This is a genomic window from Mitsuokella jalaludinii, from assembly GCF_928722185.1.
GTDB lineage: Bacteria > Bacillota > Negativicutes > Selenomonadales > Selenomonadaceae > Mitsuokella > Mitsuokella jalaludinii.
The window spans coordinates 816920-837839 of record NZ_CAKMXA010000001.1 but is presented as its reverse complement, the minus strand read 5'-3'; the positions used below and the strand labels follow the sequence as shown (position 1 = coordinate 837839).

Genomic DNA, 20920 nt, shown 5'->3' with positions numbered 1-20920 from the left:
ATTCAATGGTCGGGATGACAGGATTCGAACCTGCGGCCTCATCGTCCCGAACGATGCGCGCTACCAAACTGTGCCACATCCCGTAGTCACAAGAAATATTATACGAAGAATCCACACTCCTGTCAACACCTTTTTCGAAAAAATTTCTTCAGGCTGCCATGAGATAGAAAAAATATGTTCGTAGCGCAAGAAAAAGCCAGATGAAAAGCAGGATTTTCACCAGGTGAGAACGAAATACCCCATATAATCAGAAAATCATTCATCTTCGCATAGGAGGGGTTAATATGGGCAGAATCCAGAAAATCTTAGTACCAGTCGACGGTTCCGTCAACGGCTGCAAGGCCGTCGATGAGGCAATCTTCTTCGCCGAGAAATGCAAAGCCGACCTCGATTTCGTCTACGTCGCCAGCAACATCAACAAAGACATCCCGAGCCACATCGTCTTCGATCGCATTTGGGAGAAACTGCCGGACGACATCAAGGCCTCCAAGCACGTTGAGACGGGCAACATCCCGAAAGCCATCATGCGCGTAGCCACCGAAGAGCACAGTGACCTCATCATCATGGGCAGCCGCGGCCTCGGCCTCTTCAAGGGCGCACTGATCGGCAGTGTCAGCCAGAAAGTCGTCGAAGAATCCCCGATTCCAGTCATGGTCATCAAGTAACTCCAGAACTACACGAAAAGACTGCCTCTGCACAGCAGCAGAAGCTCGCGGGCGGCCGTCTTTTGAGAAAGAAAGGGACTGCCGTCCGCACGGCAGTCCCTTTCTTTCTCTTCTGTTCGCTCTGTGGTATAATCAGGACAGGTATCCTATGTACATCTTCTATGGTTAGGAGTTTCTTATGCGTTTAAAGACTTATCGGACGTCCATCCTGCTCGGCGTGACGTTCACGATCCTCTTGTCGGCGTTCTGGTTCCTGCCGCAGCTGGCGTTCATCATCTTCATTTCGCTGCTCTTACAGCTGCTCTTGACGCCGCTCGTCGACCGGCTCGAGTCCCGGATGAACCGCGGGCTCGCGGCGGCAATCGTGCTCATTGGCTTTCTCACCGTCTGCGGCGGGCTGCTGCTGCTCGTCTCGAGTACGTTCATCCCGACGTTCACGCGGTTCGTCACGGATTTCCCGCAGATCACGGAGAAACTGCAACAGGCGCCTCTGATTCACGACAATGTCTACCTGACGGATGAATTCGAGCAGTTCTGGCTCGAGCTCAAGGCGGCAAGCATTGATGCGCTGAAATCATCGCTGACGATCCTGCTCTCAATCTTCAGCAAGTTCATCGACATGGTCATCATCATCTTTGTCACCTTCTACCTGCTCAAGGACGGCAATGATATCAAGATCTATCTCGCGAGCCTCTTCCCGCAGCGCGACTACAGCCGAGTGCTCGCGCTCTTCAACCGCATCCTCTCAGCTCTGCGCACGTACATCTGCAGCCAACTCGTCATCTGCAGCCTGACGGCCGTCATCGTCTTCCTCTACTACACCTCGCGAAGCCTGCCTTACGCCTCGGTCTTCGCGATGGTATCCGGCATCAGCGAGTTTGTGCCGGTGCTCGGCCCGACTGTCGCCTCGATCTTCGGTATCCTGCTGACGGCGACTGTCGACCCGTGGGTGGCCGTCCAGACGGCAGGCTTCTATTTGATCTTGACACAGGTCAACCACAATCTCGTCTATCCGACGCTGATCGGCAAGTCCCTGAATCTGCATCCAATCGCCATCATCCTCGGCATCATCTTAGGCGGCGAAGTGCTCGGCCCGGCCGGCATGTTCCTCGCAGTGCCCTTCATCGTCATCTGCAAGCTCGTCATCGAGGACATCTATCAGGACCGACTCGAGACAATAAAAAAACTCCGCACGTCCCGCTGGCTGACCAAGGAGAAGCACGAAGACCGTTGAATGTATCCTGCGACAAAAAAGCAGCGCTTCCCGCCTGCGGCAGGACATCTTGAATCAGATGCCCTCGCCGTCAAGGCCGGTGAAGCGCTGTTTTTCTGTGCGTTCGATCTGCATGAGGCGTCCCTTGCGGATGACGAGCACGAGCCTGCCGTACTGCAGCAGGCGGAATTCCTTGCGGATGCGCGCGGCGAGCTCCGTGAGGACGCGCTCGGGGTAGGGGGGCTTTGCATCTTCGGTGTCGTGCCAGCAGTCGAGGCGCTTTTTCTCGCTCCATTCGACCTGCATGAGGACGCCGTCCTGCGCGACGAGGACCATCTCGCCGTAGCTAATGGTGCAGAGGCCTTGGAGGATGTAGGCCATTGCTTTCTGTGGGATTTCGCCTGGGGCTGGTCTGATTCCGGGCATGAGATCGCCTCTTTCCAGATTAATGTATAGTAAACAAATATGTATTTATATACTGCTTTTATCATAGTATAGATGGAGCGAAAAGTCAAGGGAAGCCAAGATGCAGGAAATCTTTTTGTCACTGTAACTCAGTAACAGAAGGTGGCCGCAACATCTGCTATACTGAGGTCAGAAAGCAAGAGAGCCGCTCCGCACGGCAGCGACATGCGGAAGACAGATAACGGAGGGATAGTATGACGAAGGAACGCAAGACAAAAGATGTCATCATCATCGGTGCCGGCATGGCCGGCCTTACGGCAGCGCTCTACGCAGGGCGTTCGAATCTCTCGACGCTCGTGCTCGAGAATGCCATCGTCGGCGGGCAGATCGCCAACGCCGTCGGTATCGAGAATTACCCGGGCTTTACAAAGGTCAGCGGCAGCGACCTGATGACGACCGTCCAACAGCAGGCCGAAGCAGCTGGTGCCGAAGTCGATGAGTTCGACATGATCGAGCGCGTCGACCTCATGGGCAAGACGAAGATTGTCGAGACGCAGAGCTATATCTACGAGGCCAAGGTCGTCATCATCACTTCCGGCATGGAGCGCCGCAAGCTGCCGCTCAAGGAAGAGGCGAAGTATAGCGGCCGCGGCGTCCACTACTGTGAGCTCTGCGACGGCCACATGTATCAGGACAAGGTTATCTCCGTCATGGGCGGCGGCAATGCCGCAGTCGATGCGGCGAACTTCCTGACGAAGTATGCCAAGGAGCTCTACCTCATCCATCGCTCGAAGCTGCGCGCCGACAAGGCATCGCAGGACAAGCTCTTCGCCAATCCGAAGGTCAAAGTGCTGCTCGAGACGGAAATCCGCGCTCTGCACGGTGAAGGCCGCCTGACGAGCATCACCATCTACGACAAGGCAAAGGGTGAGGAGCGCGAGCTGCCCGTCGATGCCATCTTCGTCAACATCGGCGTCGTGCCGAACACCCACCTCTTCGAGGGACAGGTCAAGATGACGGAGAGCGGCCGCATCCTCGCCGGTGAGGATTGCCGCACGAATCTTCCCGGCGTCTTCGCTGCCGGCGATGTGCGAGAGAAGGAAATCCGCCAGCTGACAACAGCAGCGGCCGACGGCACGACAGCCGCCCTGCTCGCCGAGAAGTACATCGAATCTCTGTAAGTGGTTAACAAGAATATCTCGTCATTATTTCTGTATAGGAGGAATCATCATGGTAAAAGTCTATTCTATCACGCAGTGCCCCTGGTGCGATAAAGTCAAAAAATACCTGAAATCCAGAGGTGTGGCCTACGAGGAGCACAACATCGAGCTCAGCGATGCCGACCGCGACGAATGCTACAAGATCTCCGGCGACCTCATCGTGCCTGTCACGACCGTCAACGGCAAGGACTTCGTCGTGAGCTTCGACAAAGCCAAGCTCGACGCACTGCTCGGCCTCTGAGCCTTACAATCATACATTCTCCCTCTTAAGCCAGCTATTTTTAGCTGGCTTTTCTGTTACCCCCATACTATAATGGAAGGTGATAACATAGAATGTTTTACGTTAACGATAGGTGGATAGGTGGTATGTATGAAACCGATGTAATCGAATCATTATCATAAATGGTACCAAAAAGGTCAGGGCATCGTCGAATACGCTCTGATTCTTGCCTTTATCGTCGGCATCGCTGCAGCAATCTTTGCCAAGGGCGGGCTGGCCGAGGCCGTCAGCGATGCCTACTTCCAGATATCCAAGACCATTGCCTATGCGATGGATAATACGAAGGAAGGACATCAGAGATTTGCCCAGAGCCAGCTGGAGCAGGGGCTTAAGAGTGCCATACAAAACAGGAAAATCCGTCTTGAAAGCGAGGGGGCATGGGTAGAGCTTGACCTGCAGTCCAACTGGAATGACAAGATAAAGGCGTATGCAAACGGTGGCAGAGATGGAACCGTGGAGGTCAATGGCTGGCCCTACAAGCAATTTACCGGCCTCTGGAATGCAACGGGCCTGGATCCAAGCCACATTGATCTGGATGAGGCGGACCGGGGCAACTGGGCAGGCGTGCGCATTGAAAAAAAGGGGGATGCCTATAACGTCTATTACTTCAACGGCAAATCAGCCAATGTGGAAAATGATGCGCCTACAGCTACCTATCGGGATACTGCGGCGATGCAGAAGCTTTTCGGCAACGGCCAGGCTCCTGCGACATGGAAGCCGTAAACCGCTCACTTCGATGCGGAAAGAGCTGCGGATTTGACAGTTTCGTAAAAATCATGTAGAATTTTCCTGTATGATTATGACTATCACATGAATGGATTTCATTTTGGAGGGACCTACATGAAAAAATCAGCACTGCTGACGGCGGCACTGCTCCTCGTCAGCTCTTCCTATGCGATGGCAGCTCCTATCAACCAGATGGCCAATCACGAGACGGCTGTCGGCGTTGGCACGAAGGAGAGCTACATCGAGCACAAGGTGACGAATAAGGCGACGGTCGGCTTCCAGTATGCGGACCGCGATGAGAAGGGCGACCACAAGGATGCCTACCTGCAGTACGATATCGTCGGCTCTGAACTCAAGGTCATCGGCGGCTACCGCTGGAACCTCCCGAATGATAAGGATAATGCCTTCGCCGGCGTTGCGGTGAGCACGCCGAAGGTACTGGGCTTTGATGCCTACGCTTCGTATGTCGCGGGCAAGGACTTCAATGAGACGCAGGTCGGTGTCAACAAGAACCTGCTGCTCAATGTCGACCTCAACGTCAACTACCACAACTTCAAGCCGGATGAGGGCAGCCGCGAGAACGGCGTCGGCGTCGGCGTCTCGGTCAAGTTCTGATCGGGTGCATCTGGTGTAAAACCGCATAACTGCGCATAAAAAGAAAACCCGCATCACTGCGGGTTTTCTCATATGCAACTAGGCGATTCAGGGCTCACTGCGCATCAAAGAGCGGCAGCGGCTCGAGGAAGATGATGTCGTCGCGTTTGGCAGCATTGCCCTCGGCGAGCACACATGCCTGGCCGATGACCTTGCCGCCAGCCTTCTCGGTCAGCTCGACGAGCGCCTTCATCGAGCCGCCCGTGCTGATGACATCGTCGAGCAGCAGGACGTTCTTGCCCTTGATGCGTTCGATGTCCGTGCCGTCAAGGCAGAGTTTCTGCGTGCCCTTCGTCGTGATCGAGACATCATCGACCCAGAGCGCGTTCTCCATGTACGCCTTGACCGACTTGCGCGCGACGATGTAGCGGTCCATGCCGAGTGCGCGCGCGAGTTCCTCCGCGAGCGGGATGCCCTTCGTCTCCGCCGTCAGCACGTAATCTGTCTCGGGCGGCACCTTCTTGGCCAGCGCCTGCGCACAGGCGTCCGTGAGCTCCACATCGCCGAGCATGACAAAGCCGGCGATGGCCAGTTTGTCCGTGACATTGAGGATGGGCAGGTTGCGCGTGCAGCCTGCAATGTGTAACGTATAATATCGATCTGCCATCTTAGCACCTCTTCATTTCATCTATATTCCTCATCCATTATACTATGATGATGGGCGCGGTGCAATTGTGTGCAGGCCGTTGGCAGTGAAAATCGAATAAACATCAGCAATTTAGAAAGGAAGTTATCATAAATGAGCGATATCCATGAGATTCACGGCCACGATGAGGCAGAGGGCATCAGCGAGGAGCAGCGTGCCCTCGACCAGATCACGCACATCCTGCTCCACGCCCTGACGGAAGACGGCATCGGCGAGAAACTCGAATCTGCTAAGTCCCAGCAGGACGTCTACAAGGCCCTGCAGACCTTGCCGTACTTCAAGCTGACCATTGACGAGTTCCGCATCGGCATCGAGGCCCTGCGACAGCAGCAGGCTGAGATCCATCAGGATGAGCAGGAATGAGGCAGGGGCCAAAAGAAATTCACAGGAAGACTTGCATTTTTCGACTGCACCGGCTATAATATGAAGATAAGAGAAAAAGCCGTTCAAGACGGCTTTTTTCTAGCATTTCTTATCGGGGGTGCAATGGTTTCGACGGGGTATTGAAGCCACGAAGTTCGCAGGCCAATGGTCATGAATGCCTGAAGCTTGACCGCTAAATTCAACTGACGAAGCTGAATACGCTTACGCTGCCTGAGCCTAGCTCAGATAGCCCCTCTGGAAGTACGAACCGTCAGCCAACCCGGAGGTTTTAAATAAAGACGGCAGTTTCCTGTTTTGTAAAAACAGGTGGTGGAGAACTCTGAATCCTGGAGTTCCGCTCCTATGATGCCCGCATTCCCGGGCTATTGCGATAATGCTTTGTGATGTGGATGTATTTCGGACAGGAGTTCGATTCTCCTCACCTCCACCATTTTGGAGATTCGCCGCTGAGAAGCGGCTTTGATACAAGAAGACTCGGGGCGGATTCCCGGGTCTTTTTGTTTGCCGGTTTGCTGTAGAACGAAATTTCTATCCCCCTGGGAGGCTTACAGCATTCATGAAGATGACGTATAATGAAAGCATCAATCATCATGTTTATTTATAGGGGAGATGAAATCATGCATATTCCAGAGAATTACCTGAGCCCGTCGACGTGTGCGGTACTCGGCGCGGCCATGGTGCCCGTCTGGCTCGTGGCCGTCTCGAAGGTGAGGCGCCATGTGCCGCAGGAGAAGCTGCCGCTCCTGGGCATCGCAGCGGCGCTTTCGTTCCTCGGTATGATGTTCAATGTGCCGCTGCCGGGCGGTACGACGGGCCATGCGGTCGGCGGCACGCTGATCGCGATCTTGTTCGGCCCGTATGCCGCGTGCCTGTCTGTCAGCGTGGCTCTGCTCATCCAGGCACTCTTCTTCGGGGATGGCGGCATCCTGGCCTTTGGCGCGAACTGCTTCAATATGGCGGTTGTCCTGCCGTTCACGGGCTACGCCGTCTACCAGTTCCTGCGCAAACGCCTGACCGCTTCGTCGGGCGAGTACATGGCAGCGGGGCTCGGCGCGTACGTCGGCATCAATGCGGCAGCGCTCGTGGCGGCCATCGAATTTGGCATTCAGCCGCTGCTCTTTACGGATGCAGCCGGCCAGGCGCTCTACTGCCCGTATCCGCTCTGGATCTCGGTGCCGGCGATGATGATCGGCCATCTGACTCTCTTTGGACTCGCGGAGGTCGTCTTCACGACGGCCGTGCTTGCCTACCTGCGCAAGACGTCGCCGGACCTCTTCCAGTCGGTCCGCGTGAAGACGAACCGTGCCCTCTACGGTTTGGTTGCAGCACTGATCGTCTGCACGCCGCTCGGACTGCTCGCGGCAGGAACGGCCTGGGGCGAATGGGATCCGGAGGAACTCGCGGACCAGGACTTCCTCGGCACGGCGCTCGGCTATACGCCGGCGGGGATGGAGCAGGGCTTCTCGTTTGACGCGCTGTTCCCGGACTATGCGATTGCAGGGCTGCCGGATGCCTTCGGCTACATCCTCTCGGCGCTCATCGGCACGGCACTGCTCGTCATCCTCTTCAAGATGGCGGCACCGCTCTTCGCTTCACACACAGATTACGGCGATTCTCTGTCGGGGCGCTGAGTGACTTTTGATTTGAGGTGTTCTTCATGATGGATTTGCCGGATTGGGCAAAGCGAGAAGAATCATACAGACCTGACAAGGACCGGGATGCATTCATCTCCCGGTCCCTTTTGCGCATGATGGAGATGCTCAAGGTCCTGCGCGCGCAGGCGGGCAGGCGTTATCGCGGCCAGGCTGGCATGGCACTCGCGCTGCTCATCCTGCTGCTTTTGGCCGTCGTCACGGCGCGCACGCCTGCATTCCTCTGGACCGTGCTCGGAGGGGAGCTCGTGCTCATGACGGCACTGACAGGGGCACAGCTGCGGCAGATCGTCATGGGAGCATTGACAGCCGCCCTTTTCTGCCTGTTGCTCATCCTGCCAGCGCTCATCTTCTGGAGCACGGGCCCGGCAATCCTGCTGCCGTTCAAGACATTCCTCTGCGTGACAGCGCTCAATCTCCTGCAGCAGTATTTCTCGTGGCATGAGATCACGGCGGCACTGCGGCGCTTCCACCTGCCGCCGGAGGTCATCTTCATCCTTGACACGACGCTGCGCTACCTCGTGCTGCTCGGCGACCAGGCCTCGCTTCTCTTGACGTCGCTGAAGCTGCGCTCTGTCGGCCACAATCCCCGCAAGCACAGGGCGATGGCTGGCATCATGGGCATTGTCATGCAGCGTTCGCAGCGCCTCTCGCTCGAGATGGCCGAGGCCATGCGCTGCCGCTGCTTTACGGGCGAGTACCCCGTCATGGCGGGGGAGAGACGGCGCGGCCCGCTCATGGGGCGGCTGATACTGCTCGCCCTGCTTGCCTTGTATGCTTTCCTGTATCTTCGTCTGGAGGGATTCTTTTGATCGCGCTTGAAGATGTCTGCTGTGCGTTCGACCATGAACCGGTCCTGCGCCACATCAGCTTTACGATAAAGAAGGGGGAGGCCGTGCTCTTGACGGGGCCGAACGGCTCGGGCAAGACGACGCTGCTGCGGCTCTTGAACGGACTCGTATTCCCGGAGATCGGCACGTATACCTTTGAGGGTACGGCCATCACGGCGAAGAAGATGCGCGAGCACCGCTATTCCAAGTACTTCCACCAGCGCGTGGGCTATGTCTGGCAGAACCCGGATGCGCAGCTCTTCTGCGCGAGTGTGGAGGAGGAGCTGGCCTTCGGCCCCCTGCAGATGGGGCTTCCAGAGGACGAGGTGCATCAGCGCGTGGAGGATGCCATTGCGTATTTCTCACTGGAAAAACTGCGCGATAAGGCGCCGTACTTTCTCTCGGGCGGCGAGAAGAAGCGCACGGCTCTGGCTTCGATCTTCACGATGAATCCGCTCGTCTGGACACTTGACGAGCCGGAGAACTTCCTCGATGCCGAGAGTCAGGCATGGCTGACGCAGTTCCTGCAGTCGCTCAAGGATGCGGGCAAGACCATCATCGTGACCTCACACCATCCCGATATCGCTGGCCGGATTGCTGACAGGGAACTGAGACTGACAGCAGAGCATCAGCTGGGGTGATTGCTGGCTAGGGCAAAGAAGAAGGGCAAGATGCAGCAGGGGATGGCTGAGCAAAAGCGGAGCGTTTGGCTGTCTGCGTGAAGAAAGGATTTTTTGCCTACCAGAATCCTTGCAAAAGAGCGTCGTTCAAGCGCAGCGCGTTTAGCTCTTTTGTAAGGCTATCATAAAAGGCAAAAAATCCTTTTAGCAGACGGCCGTCGCGCAGTGTTGCTCAGCCATCCCCTGCCGTCGTCTCTCTTTGAAGACAGCTGGCCTTGACATCTTGGCTCATCTTTTGTTATCCTATACGTGATTTCATCTAAAACTCGGGATGTGTTCCTGAGAGTGGATTTTTCTGACACGCGTCATTTTCGCCACGCAGCGCCTGCTGCGTGGCTTTTTCTGTTGAATGAGAGTTAGGTAAAGGAGAGGGAATACATGAAATACGCGTTGCTTGTCTTTCTCGGGGGATGCAGTTACGGCATCCTCTCGACAATCGTGAAGATTGCCTATGCGGCAGGGCTGACGCCTGCGGAAGTCTGTGGCGGGCAGGTCTTTTTCGGCATGCTTCTGCTGTGGATGGCGGCCCTGCGCCATCGGGGCTTTCCTTTGAATGGCCGTCGGGCATTGACGCTCATTTGCTGCGGCATGCCGATTGGCCTGACGACGATGTTCTATTACACGGCTTTGCAGACGGTCACGGCTTCGTTTGCCATCATCCTGCTCTTCCAGTTCGTCTGGGTCAGCACGGCGATTGACTGCGTCTTCTCGCGCCGCCTGCCGGACAGGCAGAAAATCGCGGCCATCGCGATCCTCTTGCCGGGATCGGTGCTCGCGGCGGGACTCGTTGGCAGTTCGGATAGCATCTCCCTGACGAGCGGCGTGCTCTGGGGACTGGCTTCGGCCGTCAGCTATTCCTTTGTCCTGCTCGTCAGCGGCACGGTCGGCTGTGAGGTGCCGCCCGTACTCAAGAGTGCCCTGATGTCCGTCGGAGCGGCCACTGTGGTTTTTGCCTTCATGCCGCCGACCTTCCTGCTGTCCCTGGGCAGCCTTGCCGCCGCCGCGCCGTACGGCATCCCGCTCGGCATCTTTGGCATTGCACTGCCGCCGCTTCTCTTTTCCATCGGCATCCCGCACACTGGACCGTCGCTCGGCAGCATCCTGACTTCGTCGGAGCTTCCCATGGCCATCCTCATGGCCTTCTTCGTCCTTGGCGAGCACATCGCTCTCGTGCAGTGGCTCGGCGTCGCCCTGATCTTCCTCGGCGTGATCGTGGGGAATCTCAGGACAAAGGGCTGAGGTCGTGCCCCTTCAGGCAGCGGCATCTCTCTTCGCGAAGGCCGGAATGCCGTGGCCACGAAGGTAGAGGAAGGCGCCGATGCAGATGACGACGGAGACGAGGGAGCCTGCTGCTGTCGCGAGGCCCATCGGGAACAGGGTCATGGGGTACCAGATGGAGGTCAGGTAGACGAGCGGGATGCGGGCTGTCACGATGGAGGCGATGTTGTGCAGGAACGAGATCTCGGAGCGTCCACAGGCGCAGAAGTAGCCGCTGAAGCAGAAGTGGATGCCCGCGAAGATGCAGTCGAAGATGTAGCCCTGCAGGTATGCCTCGCCTGCCACGATGACGGCTGCATCGTAAGTGAAGAGCGCGACGATGTCGTAGGCGGCGTACTGCGTGAAGATGGAGACTGTGATACCGAAGCCGACGGTCATCGCGAGTGCATAGCGCAGGGTCTGCTGTGCGCGGCCGACTTTGCCCGCGCCGATGTTCTGCGCGCCGAGCGCCGAGACGGTCGAGAGCATTGACGAGGGCACGAGGAAGATGAAGCTGATGATTTTCTCGACGATGCCGACGGCAGCGGCGTCAGTCAGGCCGCGCATATTCGCGATGACAGTGATGACGAGGAAGGCGACCTGGATGAAACCGTCCTGCAGCGAGATCGGCACGCCGATGCGCAGGAGGCGCCGCAGCACGGGACGTTCCGGACGGAAGTCTTGTCGTGTGAGTGCAATGCCTGCCCGGCCGCTCTTCACGTAGGCGAGGGCGAGCACGACGCTAATGGCCTGTGAGATGACGGTGCCCCAGGCCGCGCCGCTCGGGCCCATCGCCATGGCGCCCATGAAGAGGTAGTCGAGTGCGATGTTGCAGAGGCAGGCCACTGCGACGAAGTACATCGGACTCTTGGCGTCGCCGAGGCCGCGGAAGATGGATGCGATGATGTTGTAGGCGGTGATGAGTGGGATGCCGAAGAAGCAGATGAGGAGATACGACTGTGTGCCAGATACAGCCTCTATCGGTGTTTCCATATCGCTGGTGATTCCGCCGCGCAGCGCGACCAGCAGCATGGCCAGCACGAGTGAGACGCCGAAGAACAGCACAGCCGTCGTGCCGATGGCCTTGCGGATGCGCTGGTGGTCCTCCGCGCCGACAGCCTGTGCAATCGTGACCGTCGTGCCCATCGCGAGCCCCACGATCATAACGGTCAGCATGTGCATGACCTGACTGCCAATCGAAACAGCCGTGATGCTTGCCGCTCCCTCGAACTGGCCGATGATGAAGAGGTCGGCCATGCCGTAGAGCGTCTGCAGGAAATACGAGAAGAAGTATGGCAGCGAGAAATACACGATGTTCTTCGCGACGCTGCCGGTTGTCATGTTCTTGGTCACAAAAATACCCCCTTGACTTCCTAGTAAACACTACAATTCGGATTGAGTCAAGGGGGCAACTGTAGAGTAAGCCCGAGGGGCTGGCTGAGCAACGCTACGCAATGATGTTCTGCTAAAAGAATTTTTTGCCTTTTAATGCAACCTTACAAAACGCTAAACGCGCTTCGCTTGGACGACGCTTTTTTGTAAGGGGCTTGGTGGGAAAAAATCCTTTCTTAACGCAGAACATCAAATGCTACGCTTATGCTCATCCAGCCCTTCGGGCCAAGGTACGGTTGTAAAAAGCCTCAACTGTTCGTCGTATCATCGATGAGCGGATGAGGCTTTTTGCAGGAACGTAGCGGGAGAGAGACTCCGTTGTAGGATGTATCTTTTGGAGGGGGGAGACATTTCGCCTGCAGGAGCGCAGTGACTGCCCGCAGGGCTGTGCCCCGAGGAGGCGTTGCTTTGCCAGTCGATGTGAGAACGCCGCGGCAGGCGGCGGATTATCTTGGCTGCAATCGATCGCATGGGGCACATTTAACGGAGCGACGAAGCCGAAATGTATTCCCCCTCCGTCGGCACACATTTATTTAGCGGAGCGACGAAGCCGAAATACAGCCCCCTTCGTCGGCAAACGCATTTTTCAAATATCCCAGTGCAGGTTATCGGGATTTGGCGTTGCTTTGTCGACTTCTGTGAGGATCCACGAGGCGTTGTCGTGGGTGGCGGAGAAGGCCTTTTCGAGTCCTGCCTCGTATTCCTTCGGGATTTCCATCGCGTGGAGTGCCATGTGCATGTAGTCTTTTGCCACGAGTGTGACGCCGCGCTCGGCGGAGAGCTGAGCCTTGAAGCGGTAGCCGTAGTAGAGGTAACTGTTGTGGTGGATGGGGATGTCTTTGTAGGCTTCGATGCGCTCGTCGACCTCGGCTTCGGCTTCCTGCGTCATATTCATCTTGTGCATGAGGTTCCAGCGGTCGGCCCAGAGCTCGCCGCGCAGGATGTACTTGTAGAGGAAATCCGTCGACTCGGCGAGCTCGATGGCCATGTCGATGTGGCGCAGGCTGTCGTCGAACTTGCCGAGTTCTTTCTCGAGTGAGCTCAAGCGCTGCAGGGCGAAGACCTTTTCCTCGACGTCCTCAGCCTTCTCCTCGTCGATGTCGGCTTCGACGACACTGTGGAAGAGCTCGAGTGCTTCATCCGTCTTGTCGATGCCCTTCATGGCGAGGAAGTGGGCGAGACGCGCGCGGGCGTGCCAGCTGTCCATGCCGCCGGCGAAGAGTTTCTCGGGCGGATGGGCGGGGGAGTCCATCACGAGGTGGACGAGCTTATGGAATGTATCTTGTGTCATGAAAAAACCTCCAGAATCGTGTATAATATCTATAATTATACCATGTATACGGGGAGTTGGGAATTTTGTTGGATGCGTTGAAGTATTTCTTGCTCAGGGCCTGGGCACGCGGTACGCATATCGTCGCACATGAAGCGGGCTTGCTGATCGTGCTCTATCTCCTGAACCTTGCGCCGATTGCCTGGCTCAATGTCCATACCTACGGAGGAGGGCAGCTCGACGTGCTCGCCGTGGATGCGGTCTTCCTGCTCGGCGGGGTGCTGCTCTACATCCTGCTGCTGGGCTTCATTCCGCTACGCAGGCTGCGCCGCCTGTTGTTCGCCGCGTCGTTTTTTCTCTCGCTGCTGCTCGGCGGGGTGGAGTTCTTCTCCATCGTGCAGTACAGCTCGCTCATCGGCGCGGGTATCGTGACAGCGGTGCTGCAGACGAATCCGCGCGAGGCAGGGGAATTCATCCGCATGTACGTGGGCTGGAAGGGCGTGGTAGCTGCTGTCTTGCTCGTCGTGGCGGGTGTCTTTGCCTATCGCAGGCTCGGCGCAGTGAAGATCCCGCTTTTGACGCGTCACCGCCTCTCCATCGCCATCCCGTTCGTCATCGTCGCTTCGCTGGCTGCAGGCGGCATCCTGTTGACGCGCTACTACTCGTTCATCATCAATGATTCGCTCGATGTGCCTGTCGTGCGCGTCGGGCGGGCGGCGACGACATCGGTCGAGAATATCCGCGCGTTTGAGAAGCTCAAGGAGGAGGCATCGTCAGACGTTGAGATCGCGGAGAACCACAGCGATACGCCGTACGTCGTCTTCATCCTCGGCGAGTCGACGACGCGCGACCGCATGCACCTCTATGGCTATCCCTTGGAGAACACGCCGAACCTCGATGCGCTCAATGAGAAAGGGGAGCTCGCCGTCTTCCGCGACACCATCTCGCCGGAGTCTGCGACGGTCGCCGTGCTCCGCAAGCTCTTGACGTTTGCGGACATGGATTCCTCGAAACCGTGGTACGCCTACAACAACATGATCGACACGATGAAGGCGGCAGGCTACCGGACGTACTGGCTCTCGAATCAGGAGAGTTCGGGCATCTGGGGCAATGTCGCGCAGCTTTTTGCGGGCCGCAGTGATTACAGCCGCTTCACGCGCCTGCGTGAGTCGCATGAGGACAGCGGCATCTACGATGAGGCACTGTTCCCGCTCGTCGACGAGGCCCTGCAGTCGCCTGCACCCAAGAATTTCTACCTCATTCACCTGATGGGCGGCCATGGGCTCTACTACATGCGCTTCCCCTACATCTTCTCGAAATTCACGGCCGATGATGTGCCGCCGCCGCAGGATGAGCTGTCTCAGGAAAAGCGCACGGAAATCGCGCAGTATGAGAATGCGCTCTACTACAATGACTTTGTCGTCACGAGCCTGATGGGCAAATTTGCCGATAAGGATGCGATCGTCGTCTACATCCCCGATCACGGCGAGGCGCTCTACGACCGCGGCAGCACGTTCTCGGGCCATGTCGAGGAGCACCCGACGAAGGAGACGCTCGAGGTGCCGATGATTTTCTGGGCATCACCTGCCTACAAGGCACACCATCCGGAGAAGTGGCAGGCGCTCCGGGCGGCCGTCAACCGTCCGTACATGACGGATGACTTCATCCACACACTGCTCGACCTCCTGGATATCCGCACGCCGGAGTATGATCCCAGGAAGAGTGTCATCAATCCCGCGTTCCAGCCGAGAGCGCACCGCATGGTGCAGGGCCACGACTACGATACCGAGATGAAATGATGCGTTATATCAAAAGAAGCCTTGCCGGCTGATGTAGGCAAGGCTTCTTTTTGTCAGCGCTCAGTGCGCGCTGCTATTTCCGCAGTTCAAGGACTTGGGAGAAGTTCTTGAGGATATCGTTTTCATGGGTGATGACGAGCAAGGTCTGGCCAGTCTTATGGATTCTCTGGAAGAGAGCATCGATAAGGGCTGCAGCTGTCTTCGCATCGAGTCCGCAGGTCGGCTCGTCGAGCAGGACGAGGGGCTCATTGCCGGCGATGGCGAGCGCTGTGAGCAGGCGGCTGCGCTGGCCGCCGGAGAGGTTGCAGGCGTCCTCTCCGAGCGGCGTGTCAATGCCATCTGGAAGCGCGGCGATGACTTCGCTGAGCTGGGCGTCTGTGAGTGCTTCATGCATATCCTCTCTGGAGCATTCCGGCCGGTATCGCTCGAAATTCTCGCGGATGGAGCCGGAGAGCAGCACACTGCCCTGGGGCAGGGCGGCGATGGCCTGATGGATGGCGGAGGCGGGAAGGCTGGCATAGGGCTGTCCTTCTAGGAGCAGTGTGCCGCTGTCGGGCGGCCAGACGCCAATCAGGAGTCTTGAGAGCGTCGTCTTGCCCGCGCCGCTTGCGCCGATGATGGCCGTGTGCTGGCCGCGCGCGATGTGGAAGGAGAGATCCTGGAGGATGCCCTGTCCCTGACGGTAAGAGAAGGAAATATCCTGCGCTTCAAGGAGTGGCATGCTGTCCGGCAGGGGGGACTTGCCTGGACTTGTTGCTGCAGGATGTGTCTCTCTGCCTGCTGGCCGGTCCGGCAGGAATTTGGCAGTAGCGAGGCTGCGGCGCCACTGGCGCACGTCTTCTGGCAGATTGCGGAACTCAGCGAGCAGGGCTTGGAGGACGAGGAACCAGACACAGAGGTCGATGCCGCTGAGCTCGTCTGCCGTCACGCGGCAGATCAAGAGCGCAAAAAGGACGAGCAGGAGGGCGGCATCGAGGAGATTTGCCATCGCGTCGCGCCGCGCATCGCCTTGGGCGAGGCGCAGATCGCCCGCGAGCAGCTGGTTTGCTGGGGCGGCAAGGCGGTCTGCAGCAGGTCCGGCCCCCGCGCAGATCAGCTCGTCGGCGCCGCCTGCTGCGTCGAGCAGAGCGCTGCGGTAGGCTGCATCGCGCGCGCGTCGCTCGCGTTCATCTGCATGGCGGCCGAGAATGGCGAGACGCAGGCGCACGAGGCCGAGAACGGGCAGGAGCAGGGCGAAGGGGCCTAGGACTCCGGCGAGCAGCCAGGTGGTGAGTGCGGTGATGGTGGCGATGGCCGTGATGGGCAGCAGCGCGCGGACGTAGAAGTCGCGCAGGTCGTCAGCTCCGGCCATGAGGTCGTGCAGGAATTCGCCCTGGCGCGCGGGCCCGCTGCGCAGCGGCAGGCATCGCGCGGCTGCGTCGTAGAAGGAGAGGCGGATCTCTGTCAGGATGCGGAAGGCCATGCGGTGCGAGAGGTAGCGCTCGCCGTAGCGGAAGACGGCGCGGCCGATGCCGCAGGCACGCACGGTGGTGATGCCGAGTGCCAGCGTGTAGAGGGGCGGCATCAGGGCCGCGGAGGCGACGAGCCAGGCCGAGGCGCCGAGCAGCGCGAGCCCCGTGAAGAGTGCCATGAGGCTCACGAGCAATACGGGCAGGAATTCGGCGGCTGAGGTCAGGCGAAGGAGCTTCCTCATACGGCAGTACCTCCTTTCATCGTGATCGCATCAAAGGTCAGCAGATGGTCTGCTGCATCCTGCAGCTGCTCGTCGTGGCTGATGACAAACAGCGTGTGTGTGCCGCGCAGGGAGAGCAGTACGCTGCGTATCGATGCTGCAGTCTCCTCGTCGAGCGCGGCAGTCGGCTCGTCGAGCAGGATGAGCGGCCGTCCCTGTACGAGGGCGCGCGCGAGGCCGAGGCGCTTGCGCTGGCCCTGCGAGAGGCTCTGGCCGCCCTCGCCGAGAGGAGTTGCGAGTCCCTGCGGCAGAGCGGCCAGCCAGCTGTCGAGGGAGAGATGCTCAAGTGCCGCCCGCACATCGTCCTCGCGGAAACCCGAGTGGAACAGCGTGATGTTCTCCAAGAGCGTCGCATTGAAGAGATGCGGCTCCTGCGGCACATAGCTGCAAGGCGCGGTTTCGGAGCGAAGGATGGTCCCACTCTCTGGCGTCAGCAGCCCTGCGAGCAGGCGCATGAGCGTCGTCTTGCCGCAACCGCTCGGCCCCGAGATCACCGTCAGGCTGCCTTTTGCGACGGCGAACGATACGCAGTCGAGCAGTGGCAGCGGGCTGCCCGGATAGCGGAAGGAGAGAGCCTGCACAGTGAGGGGCGCAGAGGTATCGGGGAAGGGGGGCGCGCCTGGAACTCCTCTTGGTATTGATGCGTTCGAGGCGACTTCCGACAGGGCAGATTCAGCGGTGAAGGCTGTCATGCCGCTGTGGAAAGCCGTGCCGGAGAGGCGTAGCGGCTGGTAGAATTCTGGCGTCAAGAGCAGCACGAAGAAGGCCGCCGTGAATGTCAGCTGCCCGTAGAGCAGCCGCAGACCGATGCTGACGGCGATGATGGCGATGGAGAGCGTCGTGATGAGCTCGAGGGCGAAAGCCGAGACGAAGGAGAGCTGAAGTACGCGCAGAGCGGCTCTTGCAAAGTCGCGGCTTAGACCTCTGACGCGCTCGCGCTCCGCCTGCTCCCGCGAGAAGAGCTTGAGTGTCGGCAGGGCGCGCAGGATCTCCGCGAGTCCTGCCGAGAAGCGGTTCATCTCGCGCCACTGCTCCTCGCTCGCCTCGCGCGTCACGCGCCCGATGAGGTAGAGCAGGAACGGCGCGATCGGGACCGTCACGAGCATCAAGAGACCCGTCATCGGGTCAATGAAGAGCGCGGCTACGAGAAGGCAGGGCATGGCGACGGCGATGCCGAGTACGACGGGCAGGACTTTCGTGAACCAGGCGTCGAGCGCATCCGTGCTCTCGAGTGCGAGCGGCAATAGCCGGCGCGTCAGCGTGCGGTCTGTCTGCCCCTGGCGTGAGAGGAGGTGCAGGTGGAGCTTCTGGCGGACGCTCGCGCGCACGCCATCTGAGAGCGTCTGCAGCAGATGTGCCTGCCGCAGGCCGAGGAGGTGGAGGGAGCCGAGCATAAGAAACAGCACCAGGAGAACTGGTGCTGTCGTGCTGAGGCTCCCCTTCTCGAGAAAGACCTGGCTGGTGGCCAGGCTGGCCGTCCCGCAGGCGCCGAGGATGGCGAGTGCGCGCAGGAGCTCCGTCAGGAACAGCTGCCGCCGCACGCCCTTTTCGCGCTGCAGGGCTCTGTAGAGAAAGGTCTGCTTCATATTCATGGTAGTAGGTATCCGTTCCTCAATAATGTTCTTCTGCATCTTTAGGCGTGACGCGCTTGCGGAAGATGTAGTAGGACCAGCTCTGATAGATCAGGACGATCGGCACAAAGACGGCCGCCGCAATCGTCATGACAGAGAGCGTGTAGGGGCTCGAGGCGGCATTCGTGATTGTCAGGCTCCAGTCCGGGTTGAGGCTCGAGACCATGAGGCGCGGGAAGAGGCCCGCGAAGAAAGCGACGGTCGTCGCGACGATGGCAGCCGTGCTCAGGAGGAAGCTGGCCTTGCCCTTGGCGAGTTTCATGCTCAGGATGGCCATGACGAAGAAGAGCGCAGCGCCGACGAGGGCGACAGCAGCCAGCGGCTTTGTGAAGAGGTCCGTGTACGTCAGCGTCATCGCCATGCAGAGAACGAAGAAGATGGCCGCAGTGACGCCCGTCTTCAGGGCGAGCTGCTGGCAGCGCATGATCAGGCTGCTCTTCGCGAGGCGCAGCGTGAGGAACGCCGTGCCGTGGAACAGGAAGACGAAGAGGAAGGCGAGGCCGCCGACAATCGTGTACGGCGTCAGCAGGTCAAAGAAACCGCCCGTGTAGATCATCTTCTCGTTGATTGGGATGCCGGCGATGAGGTTCGTGACGGCGACGCCCCAGAGAAAGGCGGGCACGATGCTGCCGAAGCAGATGGCGCCATCCCAGAAGCGCTGCCAGCAGGCGCTCTGCTGGCGGCCGCGCAGGTCAAAGGCTACGCCGCGCAGGATGAGCGCGACGAGCATGAGGAAGAGCGCGAGGTAGAAGGCGGAGAACATCGTGGCGTAGACGTGCGGGAAGGCCGCGAAGAGCGCACCGCCCGCCGTGATCATCCAGACTTCGTTGCCGTCCCAGACCGGCGTGATCGTGCGCAGGACTTCGCCGCGCTCCTTCTCATCGGAGGAGAGGAAGGGCAGGATGCCGCCGACGCCGTAGTCGAAGCCCTCGAGGAAGAAGAAGCCCGTGAAGAGTACCGTGATGAGGATGAACCAGAGAATGTTGAGATCCATCATGCATTCCTCCCTTCTTCAAAGGAGATGTGTGTCTTCTTGATAAACCGCATGGCAACCCAGAGGGCAGCGATGGCGAGTACGAGGTAGAGGAGCGTGAAGCCGGCCATCGTCAGCCAGACATCTGCGCCCGTGAGATTCGGTGAGACGGCATCGCTCGTCTTCTGCAGGCCAAACACGATCCAGGGCTGGCGGCCAGCCTCTGCGACGTACCAGCCTACGCTGTTGGCGAGGTACGGCAGCGGCAGCAGCCACGGCAGTGCCTTGAGGAAGTACGGGCAGGCCAATGGGCGGTTCGTGAAGCCGAAGTAAGCGGCAGCGAGGCCGAGGAGGATCATGAGGCCTCCGAGAGCAATCATGATGCGGAAGCTCCAGAAAAGGCCGGTGACATCTGGACGGTATTCATCGGGACCGTACTTCTCCGAGTAGTCCTTCTGGATCTGGTTGATGCCCGGCACGGCGCCGGATGGCGTGTTGTAGAGCATGAAGGAGAAGGCGCCGGGCACGGTGAGCTCGAAGTTGTTCTTGTGTGCATCTTCATCGATGTCGGCGACGATGGCAAACGGCGCCGGGTCTTCCGTCTCCCAGAGCGCCTCGACCGAGGAGAGCTTCATCGGGTTGACCTGTGCGATGTACTGCGCTTGCAGGTGGCCGCTGCCCATCGTGGTAAAGAGACCGAAGAGCATGAAGACGGCACCTGCCTTGAGTGTCTGCGTGAAGGCGCGGCGCGAGGCCTCGTCGTGCAGGACCTTCCAGGCCGAGACAGCCATGACGAGGAAGCCGGCCGTTGCGATGGCGGAGAACAGCGTGTGCGTATACTCGCCGATGACGTACGGATTCGTGACGAGCGCGAAGAAGTCCGTCATCTCTGCGCGGCCGTTGCGGATGACAAAGCCGACCGGATGCTGCATGAAGGAGTTCGCGACGAGGATCCAGAAGGCTGAGAGGTTGCTCGCGAAGGCGACAATCCAGATGCAGATGCAGTGGAGGCGCTCCGAGAGCTTATCCCAGCCGAAGATCCAGATGCCGAGAAAGGTTGACTCGAGGAAGAAGGCCGTGAGTGCCTCGAGCGCGAGCGGCGCGCCGAAGATATCGCCCATGAAGCGGGAATATTCGGACCAGTTCATGCCAAAGTGGAACTCCTGCACGATACCGGTCACGACGCCCATCGAGAAATTGATGATGAAGAGCGTCCCGAAGAAGCGGACGAGCTTGCGGCTGGTTTCTTTCCAGGCCGGGCGCTTTGTGCGGACGTAGCACGTCTCGAGCAGTGCGACGAAGATCGAGAGCCCGAGTGTTACGGGGACAAAGAGAAAATGGTAGACAGTTGTGATGGCGAATTGCCATCGGGATAGGATCAGTGCATCCATGAATGTTGCCCTCCTTTTTTATTAGTGCATCGTGATGCATTCTATTTATGATTCCATTATAGCCTAAAACGGCAGGAGAGACAAGAAAAATTATATTGAATCGTAAAAGAAAATAATTAT

At 58.6% G+C, this 20920-nt stretch carries 20 protein-coding genes, 1 tRNA gene and 1 other RNA gene; 13 read left to right on the top strand and 9 right to left on the bottom strand.

All coding sequences use genetic code 11. The features are described from left to right. Positions 1 to 6 precede the first annotated feature (6 nt). A tRNA-Pro gene (locus QDI87_RS03880) sits at positions 7 to 83 on the bottom strand. A gap of 201 nt (positions 84 to 284) precedes the next feature. Between QDI87_RS03880 and QDI87_RS03875 the strand changes: the two genes are divergently transcribed. Then, the gene (locus QDI87_RS03875; RefSeq protein WP_036378899.1) at positions 285 to 665 is read left to right on the top strand and encodes a universal stress protein; all 381 of its coding nucleotides are present in this window, start codon (positions 285 to 287) and stop codon (positions 663 to 665) included. A gap of 178 nt (positions 666 to 843) precedes the next feature. Then, positions 844 to 1899 (top strand): AI-2E family transporter, encoded by a 1056-nt coding sequence (locus QDI87_RS03870; protein ID WP_036378898.1) that lies wholly within the window; start codon positions 844 to 846, stop codon positions 1897 to 1899. 54 nt (positions 1900 to 1953) lie between these two features. On the opposite strand, the gene QDI87_RS03865 is transcribed toward QDI87_RS03870, so the two are convergent. Then, positions 1954 to 2304, bottom strand: a complete 351-nt coding sequence (locus tag QDI87_RS03865) for a YezD family protein (protein ID WP_036378897.1) — start codon at positions 2302 to 2304, stop codon at positions 1954 to 1956. Between the two features lie 233 nt (positions 2305 to 2537). Here QDI87_RS03865 and QDI87_RS03860 point away from each other — a divergent pair, with 233 nt between their 5' ends. The 4 genes from QDI87_RS03860 to QDI87_RS03845 all read left to right on the top strand — a co-directional run bounded on the left by QDI87_RS03860 (position 2538) and on the right by QDI87_RS03845 (position 5124). Then, complete coding sequence (locus tag QDI87_RS03860; protein ID WP_036378895.1) at positions 2538 to 3464, top strand: NAD(P)/FAD-dependent oxidoreductase; 927 nt, start codon at positions 2538 to 2540, stop codon at positions 3462 to 3464. A 49-nt stretch (positions 3465 to 3513) separates the two neighbouring features. Beyond that, positions 3514 to 3744, top strand: coding sequence for a glutaredoxin family protein (locus QDI87_RS03855; protein WP_005842176.1), 231 nt, complete (start codon positions 3514 to 3516; stop codon positions 3742 to 3744). Between the two features lie 309 nt (positions 3745 to 4053). Then, entirely contained in the window at positions 4054 to 4506 is a 453-nt protein-coding gene (locus tag QDI87_RS03850) for a hypothetical protein (protein WP_255240483.1), read from the top strand. 117 nt (positions 4507 to 4623) lie between these two features. After that, the gene (locus QDI87_RS03845) at positions 4624 to 5124 is read left to right on the top strand and encodes a hypothetical protein (RefSeq protein WP_036378512.1); all 501 of its coding nucleotides are present in this window, start codon (positions 4624 to 4626) and stop codon (positions 5122 to 5124) included. A 94-nt stretch (positions 5125 to 5218) separates the two neighbouring features. Here QDI87_RS03845 and QDI87_RS03840 read toward each other — a convergent pair whose 3' ends face one another. Further along, positions 5219 to 5770: a phosphoribosyltransferase family protein gene (locus tag QDI87_RS03840; RefSeq protein ID WP_055160167.1), complete on the bottom strand. Its 552-nt coding sequence runs from the start codon at positions 5768 to 5770 to the stop codon at positions 5219 to 5221. A 132-nt stretch (positions 5771 to 5902) separates the two neighbouring features. Between QDI87_RS03840 and QDI87_RS03835 the strand changes: the two genes are divergently transcribed. The 6 genes from QDI87_RS03835 to QDI87_RS03810 all read left to right on the top strand — a co-directional run bounded on the left by QDI87_RS03835 (position 5903) and on the right by QDI87_RS03810 (position 10594). Then, positions 5903 to 6172 (top strand): hypothetical protein, encoded by a 270-nt coding sequence (locus QDI87_RS03835; protein WP_255240482.1) that lies wholly within the window; start codon positions 5903 to 5905, stop codon positions 6170 to 6172. Positions 6173 to 6286: 114 nt separating this feature from the next. Further along, positions 6287 to 6623: a transfer-messenger RNA gene (ssrA, locus tag QDI87_RS03830) on the top strand. Between the two features lie 187 nt (positions 6624 to 6810). Further along, positions 6811 to 7824, top strand: a complete 1014-nt coding sequence (gene cbiM / locus QDI87_RS03825) for a cobalt transporter CbiM (protein WP_255240481.1) — start codon at positions 6811 to 6813, stop codon at positions 7822 to 7824. Positions 7825 to 7850: 26 nt separating this feature from the next. After that, a complete protein-coding gene (locus tag QDI87_RS03820; protein ID WP_255240480.1) occupies positions 7851 to 8657 on the top strand; it encodes an energy-coupling factor transporter transmembrane component T family protein in 807 nt (268 codons plus the stop codon). Beyond that, positions 8654 to 9316 (top strand): energy-coupling factor ABC transporter ATP-binding protein, encoded by a 663-nt coding sequence (locus QDI87_RS03815; protein ID WP_036378516.1) that lies wholly within the window; start codon positions 8654 to 8656, stop codon positions 9314 to 9316. Before QDI87_RS03820 ends, QDI87_RS03815 begins: the two co-directional genes overlap by 4 nt. 417 nt (positions 9317 to 9733) lie before the next feature. Continuing rightward, entirely contained in the window at positions 9734 to 10594 is an 861-nt protein-coding gene (locus tag QDI87_RS03810; protein ID WP_036378517.1) for an EamA family transporter, read from the top strand. Positions 10595 to 10606: 12 nt separating this feature from the next. On the opposite strand, the gene QDI87_RS03805 is transcribed toward QDI87_RS03810, so the two are convergent. Beyond that, on the bottom strand, positions 10607 to 11965 hold the full coding sequence (locus QDI87_RS03805; RefSeq protein ID WP_036378518.1) for an MATE family efflux transporter: 1359 nt from the start codon (positions 11963 to 11965) through the stop codon (positions 10607 to 10609). A gap of 625 nt (positions 11966 to 12590) precedes the next feature. Next, a complete protein-coding gene (locus QDI87_RS03800) occupies positions 12591 to 13295 on the bottom strand; it encodes a hypothetical protein (protein WP_036378519.1) in 705 nt (234 codons plus the stop codon). 65 nt (positions 13296 to 13360) lie between these two features. Between QDI87_RS03800 and QDI87_RS03795 the strand changes: the two genes are divergently transcribed. Further along, positions 13361 to 15073, top strand: a complete 1713-nt coding sequence (locus QDI87_RS03795) for a phosphoethanolamine transferase (RefSeq protein ID WP_278519679.1) — start codon at positions 13361 to 13363, stop codon at positions 15071 to 15073. Positions 15074 to 15146: 73 nt separating this feature from the next. Here QDI87_RS03795 and cydC read toward each other — a convergent pair whose 3' ends face one another. The 4 genes from cydC to QDI87_RS03775 are packed head-to-tail and all read right to left on the bottom strand — an operon-like array spanning position 15147 to position 20800. After that, complete coding sequence (gene cydC, locus QDI87_RS03790; protein WP_278519677.1) at positions 15147 to 16766, bottom strand: thiol reductant ABC exporter subunit CydC; 1620 nt, start codon at positions 16764 to 16766, stop codon at positions 15147 to 15149. Beyond that, positions 16763 to 18397, bottom strand: coding sequence for an ABC transporter ATP-binding protein/permease (locus QDI87_RS03785; RefSeq protein ID WP_051652285.1), 1635 nt, complete (start codon positions 18395 to 18397; stop codon positions 16763 to 16765). The genes cydC and QDI87_RS03785 overlap by 4 nt, the downstream gene beginning before the upstream one ends. Positions 18398 to 18416: 19 nt before the next feature. Continuing rightward, positions 18417 to 19430 carry a cytochrome d ubiquinol oxidase subunit II gene (gene cydB, locus QDI87_RS03780; protein ID WP_036378532.1) on the bottom strand — a complete coding sequence of 338 codons (1014 nt, stop codon included), beginning with the start codon at positions 19428 to 19430 and terminating at the stop codon, positions 18417 to 18419. Further along, entirely contained in the window at positions 19430 to 20800 is a 1371-nt protein-coding gene (locus tag QDI87_RS03775; RefSeq protein WP_036378521.1) for a cytochrome ubiquinol oxidase subunit I, read from the bottom strand. Before QDI87_RS03775 ends, cydB begins: the two co-directional genes overlap by 1 nt. Between the last annotated feature and the right edge of the window lie 120 nt (positions 20801 to 20920).

Excerpts from the sequence above, each read along its gene's own strand:
- QDI87_RS03835 (WP_255240482.1), top strand. The coding sequence starts at position 5,903 with ATGAGCGATATCCATGAGATTCACGGCCACGATGAGGCAGAGGGCATC.
- QDI87_RS03855 (WP_005842176.1), top strand. The coding sequence starts at position 3,514 with ATGGTAAAAGTCTATTCTATCACGCAGTGCCCCTGGTGCGATAAAGTC.
- QDI87_RS03860 (WP_036378895.1), top strand. The coding sequence starts at position 2,538 with ATGACGAAGGAACGCAAGACAAAAGATGTCATCATCATCGGTGCCGGC.
- QDI87_RS03820 (WP_255240480.1), top strand. The coding sequence starts at position 7,851 with ATGATGGATTTGCCGGATTGGGCAAAGCGAGAAGAATCATACAGACCT.
- cbiM (WP_255240481.1), top strand. The coding sequence starts at position 6,811 with ATGCATATTCCAGAGAATTACCTGAGCCCGTCGACGTGTGCGGTACTC.
- QDI87_RS03785 (WP_051652285.1), bottom strand. The coding sequence starts at position 18,397 with ATGAATATGAAGCAGACCTTTCTCTACAGAGCCCTGCAGCGCGAAAAG.
- QDI87_RS03800 (WP_036378519.1), bottom strand. The coding sequence starts at position 13,295 with ATGACACAAGATACATTCCATAAGCTCGTCCACCTCGTGATGGACTCC.
- QDI87_RS03845 (WP_036378512.1), top strand. The coding sequence starts at position 4,624 with ATGAAAAAATCAGCACTGCTGACGGCGGCACTGCTCCTCGTCAGCTCT.
- QDI87_RS03865 (WP_036378897.1), bottom strand. The coding sequence starts at position 2,304 with ATGCCCGGAATCAGACCAGCCCCAGGCGAAATCCCACAGAAAGCAATG.
- QDI87_RS03810 (WP_036378517.1), top strand. The coding sequence starts at position 9,734 with ATGAAATACGCGTTGCTTGTCTTTCTCGGGGGATGCAGTTACGGCATC.
- QDI87_RS03775 (WP_036378521.1), bottom strand. The coding sequence starts at position 20,800 with ATGGATGCACTGATCCTATCCCGATGGCAATTCGCCATCACAACTGTC.
- cydC (WP_278519677.1), bottom strand. The coding sequence starts at position 16,766 with ATGAGGAAGCTCCTTCGCCTGACCTCAGCCGCCGAATTCCTGCCCGTA.
- QDI87_RS03850 (WP_255240483.1), top strand. The coding sequence starts at position 4,054 with ATGGATAATACGAAGGAAGGACATCAGAGATTTGCCCAGAGCCAGCTG.
- QDI87_RS03870 (WP_036378898.1), top strand. The coding sequence starts at position 844 with ATGCGTTTAAAGACTTATCGGACGTCCATCCTGCTCGGCGTGACGTTC.
- QDI87_RS03875 (WP_036378899.1), top strand. The coding sequence starts at position 285 with ATGGGCAGAATCCAGAAAATCTTAGTACCAGTCGACGGTTCCGTCAAC.
- QDI87_RS03840 (WP_055160167.1), bottom strand. The coding sequence starts at position 5,770 with ATGGCAGATCGATATTATACGTTACACATTGCAGGCTGCACGCGCAAC.
- cydB (WP_036378532.1), bottom strand. The coding sequence starts at position 19,430 with ATGGATCTCAACATTCTCTGGTTCATCCTCATCACGGTACTCTTCACG.